Annotated in this window: 13 protein-coding genes and 1 pseudogene; 7 read left to right on the forward strand and 7 right to left on the reverse strand. The window is 69.9% G+C overall.

Features of this window, described 5'->3' with window-relative positions:
• Positions 1 to 96: 96 nt before the first annotated feature.
• The 4 genes and pseudogenes from ACIPJI_RS25790 to ACIPJI_RS25805 all read left to right on the forward strand — a co-directional run.
• Positions 97 to 291 (forward strand): annotated as a pseudogene (locus ACIPJI_RS25790) (TauD/TfdA family dioxygenase); the annotation flags it as partial.
• Positions 292 to 373: 82 nt separating this feature from the next.
• Positions 374 to 832 (forward strand): RrF2 family transcriptional regulator, encoded by a 459-nt coding sequence (locus ACIPJI_RS25795; protein WP_402249107.1) that lies wholly within the window; start codon positions 374 to 376, stop codon positions 830 to 832.
• Positions 833 to 974: 142 nt separating this feature from the next.
• Positions 975 to 1,076: a putative leader peptide gene (locus ACIPJI_RS25800; protein ID WP_356621950.1), complete on the forward strand. Its 102-nt coding sequence runs from the start codon at positions 975 to 977 to the stop codon at positions 1,074 to 1,076.
• Positions 1,077 to 1,298: 222 nt separating this feature from the next.
• Positions 1,299 to 2,405 carry an aliphatic sulfonate ABC transporter substrate-binding protein gene (locus ACIPJI_RS25805; RefSeq protein ID WP_402249109.1) on the forward strand — a complete coding sequence of 369 codons (1,107 nt, stop codon included), beginning with the start codon at positions 1,299 to 1,301 and terminating at the stop codon, positions 2,403 to 2,405.
• A gap of 314 nt (positions 2,406 to 2,719) precedes the next feature.
• Here ACIPJI_RS25805 and ACIPJI_RS25810 read toward each other — a convergent pair whose 3' ends face one another.
• From ACIPJI_RS25810 to ACIPJI_RS25835, 6 genes are all read right to left on the reverse strand, one after another.
• The gene (locus tag ACIPJI_RS25810; RefSeq protein ID WP_402249111.1) at positions 2,720 to 2,893 is read right to left on the reverse strand and encodes a hypothetical protein; all 174 of its coding nucleotides are present in this window, start codon (positions 2,891 to 2,893) and stop codon (positions 2,720 to 2,722) included.
• Positions 2,894 to 3,256: 363 nt separating this feature from the next.
• Positions 3,257 to 4,498, reverse strand: coding sequence for an amidohydrolase (locus ACIPJI_RS25815; protein WP_402249112.1), 1,242 nt, complete (start codon positions 4,496 to 4,498; stop codon positions 3,257 to 3,259).
• Positions 4,495 to 5,286, reverse strand: a complete 792-nt coding sequence (locus tag ACIPJI_RS25820; protein WP_356621909.1) for an ATP-binding cassette domain-containing protein — start codon at positions 5,284 to 5,286, stop codon at positions 4,495 to 4,497. The genes ACIPJI_RS25815 and ACIPJI_RS25820 overlap by 4 nt, the downstream gene beginning before the upstream one ends.
• Positions 5,283 to 7,121 (reverse strand): dipeptide/oligopeptide/nickel ABC transporter permease/ATP-binding protein, encoded by a 1,839-nt coding sequence (locus ACIPJI_RS25825; protein WP_402249114.1) that lies wholly within the window; start codon positions 7,119 to 7,121, stop codon positions 5,283 to 5,285. The genes ACIPJI_RS25820 and ACIPJI_RS25825 overlap by 4 nt, the downstream gene beginning before the upstream one ends.
• Complete coding sequence (locus tag ACIPJI_RS25830; protein ID WP_402249116.1) at positions 7,121 to 8,116, reverse strand: ABC transporter permease; 996 nt, start codon at positions 8,114 to 8,116, stop codon at positions 7,121 to 7,123. The genes ACIPJI_RS25825 and ACIPJI_RS25830 overlap by 1 nt, the downstream gene beginning before the upstream one ends.
• Complete coding sequence (locus ACIPJI_RS25835; protein WP_307708701.1) at positions 8,116 to 9,684, reverse strand: ABC transporter substrate-binding protein; 1,569 nt, start codon at positions 9,682 to 9,684, stop codon at positions 8,116 to 8,118. The genes ACIPJI_RS25830 and ACIPJI_RS25835 overlap by 1 nt, the downstream gene beginning before the upstream one ends.
• Before the next feature lie 123 nt (positions 9,685 to 9,807).
• Between ACIPJI_RS25835 and ACIPJI_RS25840 the strand changes: the two genes are divergently transcribed.
• The 3 genes from ACIPJI_RS25840 to ACIPJI_RS25850 all read left to right on the forward strand — a co-directional run bounded on the left by ACIPJI_RS25840 (position 9,808) and on the right by ACIPJI_RS25850 (position 14,691).
• On the forward strand, positions 9,808 to 10,875 hold the full coding sequence (locus ACIPJI_RS25840; protein WP_402249118.1) for an Lrp/AsnC family transcriptional regulator: 1,068 nt from the start codon (positions 9,808 to 9,810) through the stop codon (positions 10,873 to 10,875).
• Positions 10,876 to 11,049: 174 nt separating this feature from the next.
• Positions 11,050 to 12,501, forward strand: coding sequence for an amidase (locus ACIPJI_RS25845; RefSeq protein ID WP_402249119.1), 1,452 nt, complete (start codon positions 11,050 to 11,052; stop codon positions 12,499 to 12,501).
• Positions 12,502 to 12,765: 264 nt separating this feature from the next.
• Positions 12,766 to 14,691 (forward strand): acyl-CoA synthetase, encoded by a 1,926-nt coding sequence (locus ACIPJI_RS25850; RefSeq protein WP_402249121.1) that lies wholly within the window; start codon positions 12,766 to 12,768, stop codon positions 14,689 to 14,691.
• A gap of 288 nt (positions 14,692 to 14,979) precedes the next feature.
• Here ACIPJI_RS25850 and ACIPJI_RS25855 read toward each other — a convergent pair whose 3' ends face one another.
• Positions 14,980 to 16,407, reverse strand: coding sequence for a non-reducing end alpha-L-arabinofuranosidase family hydrolase (locus tag ACIPJI_RS25855; protein WP_402249123.1), 1,428 nt, complete (start codon positions 16,405 to 16,407; stop codon positions 14,980 to 14,982).
• Positions 16,408 to 16,615 lie beyond the last annotated feature (208 nt).

Raw genomic sequence — 16,615 nt, forward strand, 5'->3', positions numbered from 1 at the left:
CCGGCCGGCTCGGCACGAGCGGTATTCGCCACGCGCCCGAAATCCAGGCAATTATGAAAGCCGCACTTCACCTCATGTCGAGCGGTTCAGAATATGGCCTGGACGCCGGGCGACCTCGTCCTCTTCGACAACCGCATCACCCGGCACTACGCCCCCGACGACTACGGCGACCTGCCGCGCCTGCTGCACCAGGTGACTGTCGCGGGCGACGTCCCCACCGCTGTCGACGGCACCCTCAGCCACGTCGTCGAGGGCGACGACGCCGCCCACTACACACCCGCCACGGCCTGAGCTCCGGGGCCGCCGGGCAGGAACACGTGCCCGGCGGCCCCCGGGACGGACATCGACCGAAGCCGTACGGGATAATGTGCGCATGCGGATCTCAGCCAGGGCGGACTACGCGGTACGTGCCGCGCTGCAGCTCGCCGCGTCAGGGGATGACGGGCCACTGAAGGCCGAGGCCATCGCCGACTCTCAGGACATTCCGCACAAATTCCTCGAAGGCATCCTCAACGACATGCGCCGGGGCGGCCTCGTGCTCAGCCAGCGCGGCGGCAACGGCGGCTACCGATTGGCCAAGCCCGCCGGGGCCATCAGCATTGCCGACGTCATCCGCGTGGTGGACGGACCGCTGGTGTCGGTGCGCGGGGTCCGCCCCCCGGAGCTGTCCTACACCGGCCCCGCCGAATCACTGCTCCCCCTGTGGATCGCGTTGCGATCCAACGTGCGCGAGATCCTCGAGGGCGTGACGCTCGCCGATGTCGCATCGGCCCAACTGCCCGCCGATGTCTCCGCCTTGGCCAAGGCTCCCAGCGCCTGGGTCAACCCCTGAACCACGCTGGGCCGATCGCCACAGGTCCCAAAAAGTGAGATAGCGGCGTCCATCATGCGAACCACCCCTTGGGGCGGACGCCACCTTCTGCCACGATCCCTAGCAATCAGGTAGGAAAACTAGGGATCTACCGGGGGTGGCCATGCGAACGTTCGACCGCACAGACCGGTCGCTGCCCCTCCTGACCTCGCGTCGTCACATCGACCTCGGCCGTACGTCCAGTGCCATCTGTCGGCCCCTCTGACGCCGCAGAACCTGACTCGCTCAGAACCCGTACCGCCTCCCCGCCGCCCCACTTCTGTCGGCGGATCGGACACTCCTGGCCGACTCCCCCTTCCACTTCTCGGCCCGCGACAGCATGCCTGCCGCCAACGGCCGAGCAGGGGGGTGCTGGTGGGTGCCGAGAAGGCAGTACGCCTTGCATCTTCGTATCTCCCTGCCCACCCTCTCGTGAGAGGACACCGTCGTGTCTGCCGCAAGACCGCTCACCGCCCTGCGCACCATCGCCGTCATAGCCGCGCTTCCCCTCCTGCTCACCGCGTGCGGCTACGGTTCCGAGTCCACCGACGACGGCAAGCGGACCGAGGTCGCGGCGGGTGCCGAGAAGCTGTCCGCCGACGAAGTGAAGATCGGCTACTTCCCCAACCTCACGCACGCCACCGCTCTGGTGGGCGTGCAGGAAGGGCTGCTCCAGAAGGAGCTCGGTGGCACCACGATCAAGGCGTCCACCTTCAACGCCGGCCCCTCCGAGATCGAGGCGCTGAACGCCGGCTCCATCGACATCGGCTGGATCGGCCCCTCGCCCTCCATCAACGGCTACACCAAGTCGAACGGCACGAACCTGCGCATCATCAGCGGTTCCGCCTCCGGCGGCGTGAAGCTCGTCGTGAACCCGGACAGGGTCAAGTCCCTCGACGACCTCAAGGGCAAGAAGATCGCCACGCCGCAACTCGGCAACACCCAGGACGTCGCGTTCCTCAACTGGATCGCGGAGAAGGGCTGGAAGGTCGACGCGCAGAGCGGCAAGGGCGACGTCTCCGTCGTCCGCACCGACAACAAGATCACCCCGGACGCCTACAAGTCCGGTTCCGTCGACGGCGCGTGGGTGCCGGAGCCGACCGCGTCCAAGCTGGTCACCGAGGGCGCGACGGTACTGCTCGACGAGGCCGACCTGTGGCCGGACAAGAAGTTCGTCATCACGAACATCATCGTCCGGCAGGCGTTCCTCGAAGAGCACCCTGACGTCGTCGAGGCCGTGCTGCGCGGCTCCGTGAAGACCAACGAGTGGATCAACGCCAACCCGGAGAAGGCGAAGGCTTCCGCGAACGCGGCGCTGAAGAAGGAGTCGGGCAAGGCTCTGCCCGCCGATGTCATCGACCCGGCCTGGAAGTCCATCACCTTCCTCGACGATCCACTGGCCTCCACCCTCAGCACCGAAGCAGAGCACGCGGTCAAGGCCGGTCTGCTGGAGAAGCCCGACCTGAAGGGCATCTACGACCTCGCACCGCTCAACAAGGTCCTCAAGGCAGAGGGCAAGGACGAGGTCGACGACGCCGGTCTCGGCGCCGAGTAACGACGACGCCCCGACGAGTCCGACCGGAGACACGGGATGCCGGCCCCGTCCGGCGCACCGGTGCACCCGGCGCACGGCACCGGCCCCGCTGAGGAATCGCCTACAGCGGAGCCGGTGCTGCCGTGCACGGTGCGAACGGCTCACCCGCGCGGGTCGGGGTGATCTGCCCCGGTCACCGCATCACAGGGACACCCGCCTGCTGCGGAGGCCAAAGCGCAGGCCGAGAAGGGAGCCGTTGCAGCGCCGAGCTGCGCACCGCCGGATGCAGGAACCTGCTCGGGCCTCGCACCGGCTCCGCCCACGACGTGGCGTGGTCAGTGACGGAAGCCGTCCTTCGACCTCTCCTTGACGTCCCGGGCCTTGCCACGGGCCTCCAGCGCGGCTCCCTTGGCTGCGGTGGTCTCGTTGCCCACCGCGTGGGCCACCTTCCTGACGGCCTTCCCGACAACCTGTTCGGTCTTGGCCTTGGCCTTCTCTCCGGCACTCATGTCGGTCCTTTCGTAGGCACTCACCCATCCGCCTGCCCCTGGCCCCGGAGCGGAAACGACAGGCATCGCAGCACACCGCTGATCTGGAGCACCGGGCTCATCCGTCGGCAGAAGGCATCAGCGTGAGAGCGAACCGCTCAGACGGATGGCCGTCGAAGTCAGGTGGACGGAATTCGCAGGCCAGGGCGCTGTACAGCCACTGTTTGGTCACCTGCGTGGTGCGTTGCGTGCGTCATGCGCAGACTCGTGGCACTCGCCTGGAACGCGGGTGATGCGCAAGCGGCCGGTCATCGCTTGTGCGCGCAGGGCCGCCCCATCAGTACGCCCATGACCTGACACCGAGACCGGCATGTCCAGGTCAGCTCACGCCAGTCGGCTCAGCGCCGCCGACACCAGTGTCAGGACACCGGGGACGAGCACCGACGGGTCGGGGGCGAACACGGGGCTGTGGTTCCCCGGTACATTGCCGATCTTCTCGGCCAGGTCCGTTCCGGGGGCCGCCTCCCACACCGTGGGCGGGGTCGACGTCACATACCAGTAGTCGTAGGGCACGCCCTCGGGCGCGAGGAGAGAGAAGTCCTCGCTGCCCATCGCCGGGCCGAAGTCGAACACCGTGGGTGATCCGAACAGTTCGCGGTGCACGGTAGCGATCTCGTCGTCGAGGACGACGTCGTTGACGGTGTTCGGGTATCCGGCCCGGACCGTGACCTCCGGCGGGGTCGGGCAGCCGGCGGTCCGGCACTCGCCCGCGACGATGCGGCGGACGGATCCGAGGACGCGGTCCCGCACATTCGCGTCCTGAGTGCGCAGGTTCAGGGAGAGTCGGGCCTCGGCCGGGATGATGTTGTGCTTCGTACCGGCATGGAACTGTCCCACCGTCAGGACCACCGAGTGTGCCGCCGCGACCTCGCGGGACACCACGGTCTGCAGGCGCGTGACGATGTAGGCGGCCGTCACCACCGGGTCGATCGTCGACTCGGGGCGAGAGCCGTGACCGCCGACGCCGTGAACGACGACGTCGATGTCGTCGGAGGCCGACATGGTGAGGCCCGGGGTGTGCGGGTAGAACCCGGCGAGGCCGGGCGTGACGTGCTGGCCGAGCACCACGTCAGGGAGAGGGAAGCGGGTGTGCAGCCCGTCGGCGACCATGGCCGACGCCCCGCCGCCGGACTCCTCGGCGGGCTGCCCGACGACGACGAGCGTGCCCGACCATGTGTCGCGGGCCGCGGCCAGCGTGTCGGCGGCTCCGGCGAGCCACGTGACGTGCAGGTCATGGCCGCAGGCATGCATCACGCCGTCGACGGTGGAGGCGTACTCCAGACCGGTGGCCTCCTGGACCGGCAGTGCGTCCATGTCTCCGCGCAGCCACACGGTCGGGCCGTCGCCATTGGCGAGTACACCGACCACCCCGGTGCGGCCGACAGCTTCTGTCACGACGTAGCCGGCCGCGCGCAGCCGCGAGGCGAGCTTCGCGGCGGTGCGGTGCTCCTGGAAGGCGAGCTCCGGATGGCGGTGGAGGTCCTGGTAGAAGTCCTCCAGGGCGGCGGGCTTCAAGCCGGCGGTGATCTCTTGTGCGAGGCGGGCGACGGCGGTCGGTTCGTTCATGCCGCTTCCTCCTTCTCTTCAAATGTCGGAACGCTCGCCAGGAGACGGCGCGTATAAGGGTGTTGCGGGGCTTGGTAGACGTCCCGCACCGGTCCCTGCTCCACCAGCTCGCCCTGACACAGGACGGCGACCTCGTCGCTGACATGGCGGACGACGGCCAGATCGTGGGAAATGAAGATCATCGTCAGGGACAGGGAACGCCGCAGCTCCTCGAGGAGGTTGAGCACCTCGGCCTGTACGGAGGCGTCCAGCGCCGAGGTGATCTCGTCGGCGATCAGCACTTCGGGTTCCACGGCGAGAGCGCGGGCCACCGCGATGCGCTGGCGCTGACCGCCGGAGAACTCGTGCGGGTACCTGCCGGCCGCGGAGCCGTCCATCGCGACGGTCTCCAGCCACCGCGCGACCGTCGCAGCGTGCTTCCTGGCGTCGGCCCGCACGGGGTCGACGGCCTCGGCGATGGCCTCACCGACCGTCATGCGCGGGTCGAGCGAGGCGTACGGGTCCTGGGAGACGAGCTGCACACGACGGCGCACCGCGACGAGCTCCCTCCGCTTGAGACCGGTGAGATCCGCTCCGTCGAGCAGGATGCGGCCCGCCCGGGCCGGGTGGATGCCGACGATCGCCTTGGCGATCGTCGACTTTCCGGAGCCGGACTCCCCGACCAGGCCGAGAGTCTGCCCGACCCGCACCCCCGTGGACACGCCGTGCAGCACAGTTCTCGCGCGCCTGCCGTGGCCGAAGGCGACGGTCAGCTCCTCGACGACCAGCTTGTGAGGCGATGAGGTCATTCGGCGTGTACCTCCTGGTGTACGGCATGGCAGGCCACATCGTCGATCAGACGCGGTCGTTCGGTGGCGCAGACCGCGTCGAGCACCACGGGGCACCTGCCGGCAAAGGCGCAGCCGGGCGGTCTGGCGGCGGGCGCCGGCGGACGGCCCGGGATCGTGGCGAGCGGTGCGCGTCCCCCGGTGCCGGTGTCCTGCAGCCGCGGGCTCGCGGCCAGCAGGGCCCGCGTGTACGGGTGCCGGGCGCGGCCCGCCAGCAGGTCGGCCGCGGACAGCTCCTCGACGACACGTCCCGCGTACATCACCATGACCCGGTGGCATACCGTGCCGACGACACCGATGTCGTGGGAGATGAAGAGAACACTCGTACCACTCAGGCGGTTGATGTCCTTCAGGACATCGAGGACTTCGGCCTGGACGGTCACGTCGAGGGCGGTGGTCGGTTCGTCGGCGACGATCAGCCGCGGACCGGGCAGGAGAGCGGCGGCGATCATCGCGCGCTGACGCATGCCGCCGGACAGCTCGTGCGGATACTGCTTCATGACCCGGGCGGGCTCCTTGATCCGTACCTGCTCCAGGGCCTCGACGGCCCGCCGCTGCGCCTCCGCCCGGCCCACGCCTTGGTGCACGCGGAGTGTTTCGGTGAGCTGACCGCCCATCCGCAGCGCGGGGTTGAAGGAGGACGACGGGTCCTGGAAGACGATGCCGATCTCGGTCGCCAGACGCTTGGGGTCGGCTTCGGGGACGGCCAGGTCGAGGTCGTCCAGGGTCAGTTCCGCCGCATGGGCGGACAGCCCCTCCGGCAGGAGCCGGGCCACGCTCATCGCCGTCAACGACTTGCCGGAGCCGGACTCTCCCACAAGGCCGACGATCTCGCCGGGCATGATGTGGAAGGAGACGTCGTCGACGAGACGGGTGCCGTCCGGCAGGACGACGGCCAGGCCGTCCACCGTCACCAGGGCGTCGCCGGGAGCCCGGTGCGAGGGCGTGGCCACGGCGGCGGGACGTGTCGCTGCGGCCTTCGTCCTCCCTCCGCGGGGATCGAGCGCTGCGGCGAGGCCATCGCCGACGAAGCCCGCGAGGACTCCGGTGACGGTGATGGCCACCGCCGGGCCGATCGCCTCGGCGGGGTTGGTGTAGAGGGACTCCAGGCCGGAGTTGAGCAGCGCGCCCCAGTCGTAGTCCGGTGCCTGCACGCCCACCCCCAGGAAGGAGAGACCGGACAGTGCGACAAGCACGTTCGCGAAGGCCACCGACAGCAGCACCAGCAGCGGCCCGGAGATGTTCGGCAGGAGGTGCCGGACGAGCACGCGGTACGGCGGTACGCCCATCAGACGCGCCTGCGCCACGAAGTCGCGCTGCGCCACGGAGGCCGCCATGTTCGCCGTGAGCCGGGCGAAGGCGGGGGCACCGCCCAGGCCGATCGCGAGGACGGAGGCGGTGGGCCCGGTCCCGAGGACCGTGGCGATCACCAGCGCCAGGATGAGCGCCGGGTAGGAGATCATCACGTCGATCAGGCGCAGGCCCAGCTCGCGGACGCGCCTGCCCGACACCCAGACGCCGGTGCCGAGCAGGATGCCGGTGACCGCGGCGATCGCGGTCGCGGCGAGGGTCATCACCAAGGTGAGGCGGGTGGCGACCAGGGTCCGGGCCAGCACGTCGCGGCCGAGGGCGTCGGTGCCGAGCCAGTGTTCGGCACTCACGTGCGCGCGGGCGGCACCGCTCAGCACGGTCGCCTCCTCCTCCCGGAGAAGGGGCGCGGCGATGCCGAGGAGGAAGATCAGTCCGAGGCCGGCGAGGGCTACGACCAGAGGTGTGTTCCACCGTATGCGTCGCATCAGTGGCCTCCCTTTCCGGCCAGGGTGCGGGGGTCGAGCAGCGCGAGGACGACGTCGACGAGCAGGTTGAGCAGGGCGGCGAGCAACCCCAGGATCAGGACGCAGCCCTGGATGACGGGGTAGTCGCGGACGAGGAGCGCCTCGACGACGCGTTGGCCGATGCCGGGCCAGGCGAAGACGGACTCGACGACGACCGTGCCGCCGAGCAACCCGGCGAGGATCAGCCCGCCGAGGGTCAGCGTGGCGGTCAGGAGATTGGGCAGGGCGTGACGGGCGTACAGGCGCAGGGGAGGCAGCCGGCGGCCTCGCGCGGTGCGCATGTAGTCCTGGGTGAGGACGTGTACGGCCTCGCTGCGCACGATGCGGGCCATGACGCAGGTGGCCGGCAGCACCAGGGCAGCGACCGGGAGCACCATCGAAGAGACGGTCTCGGCACCCGCCGCCGGGAGCCAGCCCAGCTTGATGGCGAAGCCGAGGACGAGGAGGGTGCCGATGATGTACTCGGGTGTGGCGCCGACCATTCCGGTGACGAAGGTGAACGAACCGTCGGTACGGCGGCTGCCGCGTGCCGCGGCGGCGAGTCCGATCGGCACGGCGAGCGCCAGCACCACCAGGACGGAGAGGAGCGCGATCTCGACGGTGAACGGCAGGCGGCCGCCGATGATCTCGGCGACGGGCTCCTTCGTCTGGAAGGAGGTGCCCATGTCACCGCGGAGCAGACCGCCCGTGTATGCGCCGAACCGTGTGAGCAGCGGCTGGTCCAGGCCGAGCTCGTGGCGGGCCCGCTCCACGTCGGCGGGCGTGGCGTCGGCGCCGGCGACCACGCGCGCCGGGTCGCCGGGGATGAGCTGCACCATCAGGAACGTGCCGGCGACGAGCGTGACCGCGACGGCGGTGAGCCCGGCAAGACGCCGGACGAGGAAGGTGCCCCAGGGGCCGAGCGGCGTCGAGCGCCCGGCCCCCGCGGTCGTCCTGCCGGCCCAGGTCGCCGCCATCAGCCGGTGATCCGGAGTGTGGAGAGGGCCAGGGCCCCGCCCGGCGTCGCGAAGGAGATGCCCTTGCGGGCGACGTAGTGCACATCGACCGTGGCCAGCGGGATCACGTCGTTGGCCTTGAGCAGCGCCTCCTGGGCCTTCTGCCAGGCGGCGCACTTGGCATGACGGTCCGTGGTGGAGGTGGCGGCGACGTAGTTCTCCGCGTACGCCGCGTTCTTCACCGCGCCGTAGTTGAGGCCGCCCTTGGCCGGTTCAGGACCCAGGAAGTAGGCGCCACCGCGCGCGAGGGCGCCGGTGATCAGCGGGAAAACGGTGGCGTCCCAGTCGCCCTGGTTGGCGGTGACGTCGGTGGCCCAGGTGGCGTTGTCGGCGTTGGTGAGCTTCACCTCGGCGCCGGCGGCGCGCAGGGCCTCGGCGACGTAGGAGTTGCCGGCGCCGCCGGCAACCGCGTTGGACCCCTCCAGCTTGATCGAGACGCCCTTCAGGGCCTGCTTCGCCGCAGCCGTGTCCGTCCTGGTCAGCAGGGAGTCGTCGGTGGAGACGCAGGCTGCCTTCTCGTCCACGTACGAGGTCAGGGTCTGTCCGGTGCCGCCGAAGACGTTGTTGAACGCGTCCACGCTGACCGCCTGCGCGATCGCCTTGCGGACCTTCGGGTCGGCGCCCGGGCGCCCGGGCCGCTGGTTGAATCCGATGTAGTTGCGGATGAACGGCGCGGACATGACCGTGAACGTGTCGTTGCCCGTGAACCGCGTGGCGTCCGTGCCGGTGATGGGAGCCAGGTCGAGGGCGCCGGTCTGCAGCTGGTTGGCGAGAGTCGACTCGTTCTTCGAGATCTGGATCCGCAGGCGGTCGGCCGGCTTTCCCTCGGGCATGGAGGCGAACCGCGGGTACGCCTCGAAGCCCTTGCGCAACCGCAGCTCGTACGAGGCTCCGCGCTGCACCGTCGCCATCTCGTAGGGGCCGGAGGCCGCGCCCTTGACGGCGCCCTGAGCGAGCGCGGCGGCGCCCGCGTCGAGGCCGGTCCTGCAGATGATCCCGGCGCCGGTGCCGGACAGGCCGGCGAGGACCTCACCCCACGGGGCAGCGGTGGTGATGGTGACGGTGCCGGTCGCGTCGTCGCCGGTGATCGTGGTCTTCTCCCCGACGTTCGCGGCGCCGAAGGTGAGCAGGGCGCCGGCCGAGGTCGCCCGGTAGCGCTTCAGGGAGGCGACGACCTGCGAGGCGGTGAGCGCCGACCCGTCGGAGCAGGTCAGACCCTTCTTCAGGGTCAGGGATGTCTTCGTCGGCGTGGACGTCCAGGTATCGGCGAGACCGGGGACGAACGTACCGCCGTCGTCCTGGCCGATCAGCGGCTGGTACAGCAGCGACGCGATGACGTAGTCGGTCGCGCCCGCACCCTTCGCCGGGTCGAACGAGGTGACGTCGGAGGTGACACCGATCTTGACGGTGCCCCCGCTCCTGTCGCCGCCCGAGGAAGGACCGCCGGCCGGGCCGGTGGTGCAGGCGGAGGCCAGGAGGGACGTGGCGGCGGCCATGACGGCGCCGGAGAGGAACCGCGAACGGGGCATGGAGGACTCTCCAGGGCTGAGGACTGAGAGCGGGGCGGTGCTGCGGTGTGTTGCGGCATACAGAACAGGCCACTTCCCGCCCCGCCCCGCAATTGCAAGAATCCGCACCGGAAGGGTGATCGCATGCATGGATCCGCAGGGCCCGTCGGTCCGAAGACGACAGCCACCGCGTCCCGGGGAACACTCGATGAACTCGATCTCGCACTCGTCAACGCATTGCAGATGGCGCCCCGCGCCCCTTGGGCGCAGCTGGCCCGTCCGCTCGGCGTGGACGCGGCAACGCTCTCCCGGCGCTGGGCCCGGCTGCGGGACTCCGGTGAGGCATGGGTCACCTGTTACGCCGCTCCCTCCCAAGTCACTTACGGCGCCCTCGCCCTGATCGAGGTGTCGTGCCTGCCGCAGGCTCGGGAAGCTCTGGCCGAGCAGCTTGCCCGGCACCCGCAGGCCATGAGTGTGGAACTGGTGGCGGGATCGTGCGACCTGCTCCTGACAGTGGCCACTGCGACCATGTCGTTGATGAGCGGGTACGTTCTCGCCCTCGGTCGTATCGAGGCGGTGACCGCGACTCGCACCCACCTGGTGCAGCACGTGCACCGGGACGGAAGCGAGTGGCGCATGGACTCCCTCTCCCGTGACCAGAGGCGCGATCTGACGGAGACCGAGGACGGCGGCGTCCGTACCGCCGCCGCGGCCTCACTCACGCCCGAGGACCGCGTCCTGCTGCTCGCCCTCGCCGAGGACGGCCGCCGCTCCGTCACCTCGATCGCCGCCGAACTGGGCCGCCCGGAGTCAACGGTGCGACGGCTGCTGCACTCGCTCGTCCACGGCGGCAGAGCGGTGCTGCGCTGCGACGCCGCCCACCTGTATGCGGGCTGGCGCAGTTCGGCGACGCTCTGGATGTCCGTGCCGCCCGCCCAGCTCATGGCTGCGGGCGACGAGTTGAGCCGCCTGCGGAGCACTCGTATGGCGGCGTCAGTGTCCGCCGAGGCGAACCTGCTGAGTGTCGTGTGGCTGCACGCCTTGGACGACCTCGCCCGCTACGAGGTCCAGGCCGCCGCCAGGATCCCCTCCGTGCGCGTGCTCAACCGGGCCGTGAACCTGCGCTGGATCAAGCGCATGGGTCGCCTGCTCGGTGACGACGGCCGCAGCACCGGCTGTGTCCCGGTCGACCCATGGCACCCGATCGCCTGAGACACTCCCCCGCCCGAATCGCTCCTTCCCGAGCACGCTGCGCTTTCCGGCACACCGCCCCCGGTCTTGGCGGATCCATGCAATCCGCAGGCCGGACGAGGCCGGTCCCCGAGGCTGACACCACCGCCGGACTGCCGACCGGCCGGCCTCAGCCTCCGAACGGGAAGGACGCCCATGTCCAGTCACACGCCTGCCGGCGATGACCTCGTCCACCTCAGCGCCACTGAGGCTCTCCAGCTCTTCGCCCGCCGTGAGCTGTCACCCGTCGAGCTCATGCGAGCCGTCGTCGAGTGGGCGGAGAAGGTCGAACCACGGATCAACGCCTTCACCGAGCGGCTCTTCGACGAGGCACTGGAGCAGGCCCGGCACGCCGAGGACCGCTACCTCGGCAGGAATGGTCCGGCCCCCCGCCCGCTGGAGGGGATCCCCGTGGCCGCCAAGGAGAAGCACGCCATGCAGGGCCGCCCCCTGACCGAAGGCTCCCTCGCCCACGAGGGCCGCATCGCCACCGAGAACGCTCCCGTGATCGACCGCATCCTCGACGCGGGCGGCATCATTCACGCCCGCACCGCAACCCCTGAGTTCTCCCTCACCACTTTCACCCACTCCCGTATGTGGGGCATCACCCGCAACCCCTGGAACCTCGACTTCACCCCCGGTGGCTCCTCCGGCGGCGCGGGCGCCTCCCTCGCCGCCGGCACGGCCCTGCTCGCCTCGGCCTCCGACATCGGCGGCTCCACCCGTATCCCGGCCGCCTTCACCGGAACCGTCGGCTTCAAGGCCCCCTACGGACGCAACCCCGGCCTCGGTGTGCTCACGGCCGACCACTACCGCGGCGACGGCCCCATGGCCCGCACCGTGGACGACGTCATCGCCTTCCAGAACGTCCTGGCCGGTCCCGACACCCGCGACCACACCTCGATCCGCCCCAAGCTGACCCTGCCCACCTCGTACGAGGACGTGGCCGGAACGCGTATCGCCCTGTGTGTGCGGCTCGGCGAGTACGACGTCCATCCGGAGGTCGAGGCCCACACCCGCGCCGCCGCCCAGACCCTCGCCGACGCCGGCGCACACGTGGAGGAGGTCACCCTCCCCTGGACCCACCTCGACCTGCTGACCGCGGTCACCGGCCACTTCTCGACCATCTTCGGCGCCCTCGTCGTCGAGGCCGCCGAATCCCATCGCGAGCTGCTCAGCCCGTATGCGGTCGCCTTCGCCGACACCATGGCCTACGCCCGCACCCGGGTGAGCTACCTCGATTCCCTCCGCGCCGAACACCGGTTGCAACGAGGGCTCGCCACTGCCATGGACGGATTCGACGCACTGATCTGCCCCACCACCGCCGTCCCCGGCTGGCACGCGGGCGACGACCTCGTCGGCGACAAGGTCGTGGTGCACGGCGAGGAAGTGGCCGACACCCTGTGGAGCGCCATGACCATGCCTTTCAACATCAACAACCGCTGCCCCGTCCTCAACGTCCCTTCCGGCATGTCGAGCTGGGGAATCCCCACCGGCCTCCAGATCGTCGGCCACCCCTACGACGACCCTGCGGTCTTCCGCGTCGGCAAGGCCCTGGAGGCGCTCCGACCCTGGTCGTACCCACAGATCGAAGACGGCCAGTCGTGACCACAGCGGGGACGCTAGGTCGACCGCACCGGCCGTTCTCGTGGTCGGGGCAGCTCGGGCGACGACATCACAGCGGCCGCCCGACCGCCGCGTTACTCCGAACCCCCTACTGACCTCCCCGGCGGCTGACGCCGAAGAACAGCCGACGACCGACGACCGCTGCCAGGCGAGCAGTTCGGACGCCCCCGCCCGCGCGGTCATGCTCGGTCAGCGACCAGCGCAACGGCCTCACACCCACCCGCCCACCGTCGAAAGGCAGCTCCTGTGAACGCCCCTCGATCCGATCTGCTCTGGCCGGCATACGACCAGCCGGGCGCCCTGACGGCGATCGAGTCCATCGCACTCGAGGACCGCGGCCTGCCCGGTTCCACGTACGACGTTCTGGCACGCGCCGCCGCGCTGTGGCCCGACCGGCCGGCTCTCACCGTGCTGCCCAGCGCGGAACAGTGGACGCGCGGCGAGTCCGTGTCCTTCGAGCAACTCCGCGACCAGGTACACCGCATCGCCAACCTCTTCCACCGACACGGCGTCCGCCGTACCACCGCCGTGGGCCTGTTGACCCCCAACGCCGGCATGCTGCCCGCCACCCTCCTGGCCGCCCAGCTCGCGGGTTGCGCGGCACCGGTCAACCCGGCACTCGCCGCCGAGCACGCTGAACGGCTGCTGAGTCTGGGCGGGGCAAGGATCCTGGTCGCGGCCGGACCTGAACTCGACGCCGACGCATGGCGGACGGCCCGCACCGTGGCCGCATCGCTCCGCTGTTCAGCACTGTTCGCCCTGCGTCCCGTCGGCGCGCCCGATCCCGCGCCCGAACTGGAGCGGGTCGAGGGGGTCCACGTCGCCTATCTGCACGTCGCGGCCGCCGCCCAGCCGGCAGAGCTCCGTCCTGGTGTGGTGCCTCCGAAAGCCGGCGACCTGGCCGCGTACTTCCACACCGGCGGTACCACCGGCGCCCCCAAGCTGGCTGCGCACACCCACGCCAACGAGGTGACCGACGCCTGGATGATCGCGGCCAACAGCGTGTTGGACTCCGATTCCGTACTCTTCGCCGGGCTGCCGCTGTTCCACGTCAACGCCCTGGTCGTCACCCTGCTGGCACCGCTGTTGCGCGGCCGGCACAGCGTGTGGACCGGCCCTCTCGGCTACCGCGAACCGGCGCTGTTCGCGGTCATCTGGAAGATCGTCGAACATTTCCGGATCGCCACCATGTCCGCGGTCCCGACCGTCTACGCCCGCCTCGCCCAGGTGCCGCTCGATGCGGACATCAGCTCGCTGCGCTTCGCGATCGTCGGCGCGTCCCCGCTGCCGCCGGCGGTACGTGCGGCGTTCGAGCACCACACCGGCGTCCCCCTCTGCCAGGGGTACGGACTCACCGAGGCCACCTGCGGCAGCGCTCGGAGCTTCCTGCACGAACACCAGCGCCCGGAGGCCGCGGGCCAGCGTATGCCCTACCAGCAGGTGAAGACGGTACGGATCGACAGCGACGGCCACTGGCACGACCTCGCGCAGGGGGAACCCGGCATTCTCGCCATCAGCGGCCCTACCGTCTTCCCCGGCTACGTCGTCGGCCATGACGACACCGGACCGCGCGTGGACACCCTCGGCAGTGTGCGCGACGGCTGGCTCAACACCGGCGACCTCGCGCGCGTGGATCCCGACGGATTCATCCACCTGCTCGGCCGCGCGAAGGACCTGATCATCCGCGGCGGCCACAACATAGACCCCGCCGTCATCGAGGACGCCCTCCTCGCCCACCCGGCCGTCACCGGCGCAAGCGCCGTCGGACGCCCCGACCCTCACTCCGGCGAGGTCCCCGTCGCCTACGTCACCCTCAGGCCCGGCACGACCGGCACCGGACCCGACGAGCTGATCGCCTTCGCCGCGCAGCACGTACCCGAGCGAGCCGCGGCCCCCAAGGACGTCATCGTTCTGTCGGCTCTGCCTCTGACAGACATCGGCAAACCTTCCAAGATCCCTCTGCGGCTCGACTCCACGCGGCGCGCGATCTCCACAGCCCTGGCCGCCCTCGGCATCGCTGTCGCCGAAGAACAGATCCGATGTGAACTCGCAGACGGCCACCCGATGGTTTTCCTGCCTCCCGTCGCCGACCCCGGCCGGCGCCGCCGGATCACCGCCCAACTCGCCCCGTACAACGTGAACTGGGCATTCACCCGTCTCGGCAGTTCGTGAGACCGGTCTGCCGTCACCGCAGCATCCCGCCGTGAACACCGCCGAAACCCAGCGGCGCCGACCTCGAGCCCTACCCCGGCGGCTTGAGCCCCATCTCCTCCGAGGCGCCGGCGGAGTACACGGACCGCGACAACGGGCACCGGAGGTGAGAGGAACCCCGGCCGCCGCACGGCCGGGGTTCCTCGAGGCGGTGAGTGTCGGTCAGCCGGTGGAATCGCCCACGCCGTGAACCGCTCGCCCACACGCCTGCGGACCGCACCGCATCACGGTCACTGTGAATCGGGCAGGTCAGCGCTGCAGGGTGAGGACACCCGGGCGCCACGGCAGTCGGTTGTAGTCGCCGCCCGCGTTGGGGTCCTTGCCCTGGTAGAGGAACTGCAGGTTGCAGGGGTCGATGGTCATGGTCTGGTCCGGGTTGTTGCGGACCAGGTCACCGTGGCTGATGTCGTTGGTCCAAGTGGCACCGCTGTTGGCCTTGCCCGCGAAGGGGTTGCTCTCGGTGGCGGCCTGCGGGGTCCACGAGCCGCTCAGGCTGGAGGCCGTGAAGGAGCGGAAGTAGCGCCCGTTCGCGCCCATCGCCTCGACGATCATGAGGTACTGGTTCTGGCCCTTGACCTTGTAGACCTGTACGCCCTCGAAGAGGTTGGCCTTCGTGTCGCTCATGATCGTCGTGTACGACGAGCCGAAGTTGCCCGGGAAGTTCCCGATCGGCATGCTCGCCCGGTAGATCTTGCCGTTGTCACCGGCGAAGAAGAGGTACATGTTCTGGCCGTCGGCGATCAGGGTCTGGTCGATCGGGCCGGTGTCGGAGCCGGAGATGCTCCCGGTGAACAGCGGCTGCGGAGCGGACCAGCCGTTGGGGTTGGTGGGGTCGCTCGACGTGCGGTAGATGAAGGGCCACGCACCCCACTGGTACGCCAGCACCCATATGTTCTTGGGCGCGAAGTAGAACAGCGTGGGCGCCACCGCGGCCTGGCTCATGCCGGTCTGGCCGGCCGACGCCATGTCCGACCAGTTCGTGAAGGGACCGAACATCATCGAGCCGTACGACGATCCCGAGAAGTTGGACGCGTAGACCAGGTGCTTGCCGTTGTGGGTCACGGTGGTGAAGTCCTTCACCGCGGCCCACCCGTTCGCCGGCTGCGCCAGCACACCCGTCGAAGTCCACCGGTACGTCGACGGAAGAGAACACGTGCCGTCCGGCGGGGTCGGAGTCCCGGACAGGCCGGTCCACTTCTGGTTGCTGCCGCCGTTGCACGTCCAGATCTGCACCGCTGTGCCGTTGGCCGTACCGGCGCCCGCGGCCTCCAGGCACAGCCCGGACTCCACGCCGACGACCGTGCCGTCGGAGTTGACCCGCCACTGCTGGTTCGCACCGCCGGAACAGGTCCAGATCTGCACCCGGGTACCGGCCGTGGTGGCGTGGCCCGGAACATCCAGGCACTTGTTGCCGTACACGGTGAGCTGGTTGCTGTCGGTCAGCGTCCACTGCTGGTTGTTCCCGCCCCAGCAGTCATGAATCTGCAGATACGTGCCGTTGGTCTGGCTGGCGCCCGGCACATCGAGACATCGCCCGGAACCAACACCGCGCAAGGCGCCGCTGGAAGCCGCCTGGGCCGGGGCGGCGACGAGCATCGCCGCCAACGCGGCCAGGGCAGCAACCACGGCGGCGAGCACCACAGACGGATGCCTGCGGCTGAAACTTCCTCTGTGCATGGGGACTTCCTCAACCTTGAGTAGGCGGTTCCGGTTGGCCTCGTCAGAGGCCGTCCGGACTGTCGGTGTGGTGCGGCCTGACGCGGACCGAACGGCCGAGCGCCGGGTTGACATGGTCGAAGAGGGTGGCAAGAGAAGAATTGGCGAGGTCATGACATACACATGCGCTACGGCTCCTCTCTCCCCGCGGCGCGATGGAGCGACTCCA

It is taken from the genome of Streptomyces sp. NPDC086835, from assembly GCF_044745705.1.
Lineage (GTDB): Bacteria > Actinomycetota > Actinomycetes > Streptomycetales > Streptomycetaceae > Streptomyces.

Coding starts and splice junctions, on each gene's coding strand:
- ACIPJI_RS25795 (WP_402249107.1), top strand. CDS start 374: ATGCGGATCTCAGCCAGGGCGGACTACGCGGTACGTGCCGCGCTGCAG.
- ACIPJI_RS25800 (WP_356621950.1), top strand. CDS start 975: ATGCGAACGTTCGACCGCACAGACCGGTCGCTGCCCCTCCTGACCTCG.
- ACIPJI_RS25810 (WP_402249111.1), bottom strand. CDS start 2,893: ATGAGTGCCGGAGAGAAGGCCAAGGCCAAGACCGAACAGGTTGTCGGG.
- ACIPJI_RS25815 (WP_402249112.1), bottom strand. CDS start 4,498: ATGAACGAACCGACCGCCGTCGCCCGCCTCGCACAAGAGATCACCGCC.
- ACIPJI_RS25820 (WP_356621909.1), bottom strand. CDS start 5,286: ATGACCTCATCGCCTCACAAGCTGGTCGTCGAGGAGCTGACCGTCGCC.
- ACIPJI_RS25825 (WP_402249114.1), bottom strand. CDS start 7,121: ATGCGACGCATACGGTGGAACACACCTCTGGTCGTAGCCCTCGCCGGC.
- ACIPJI_RS25830 (WP_402249116.1), bottom strand. CDS start 8,116: ATGGCGGCGACCTGGGCCGGCAGGACGACCGCGGGGGCCGGGCGCTCG.
- ACIPJI_RS25835 (WP_307708701.1), bottom strand. CDS start 9,684: ATGCCCCGTTCGCGGTTCCTCTCCGGCGCCGTCATGGCCGCCGCCACG.
- ACIPJI_RS25840 (WP_402249118.1), top strand. CDS start 9,808: ATGCATGGATCCGCAGGGCCCGTCGGTCCGAAGACGACAGCCACCGCG.
- ACIPJI_RS25845 (WP_402249119.1), top strand. CDS start 11,050: ATGTCCAGTCACACGCCTGCCGGCGATGACCTCGTCCACCTCAGCGCC.
- ACIPJI_RS25855 (WP_402249123.1), bottom strand. CDS start 16,407: ATGCACAGAGGAAGTTTCAGCCGCAGGCATCCGTCTGTGGTGCTCGCC.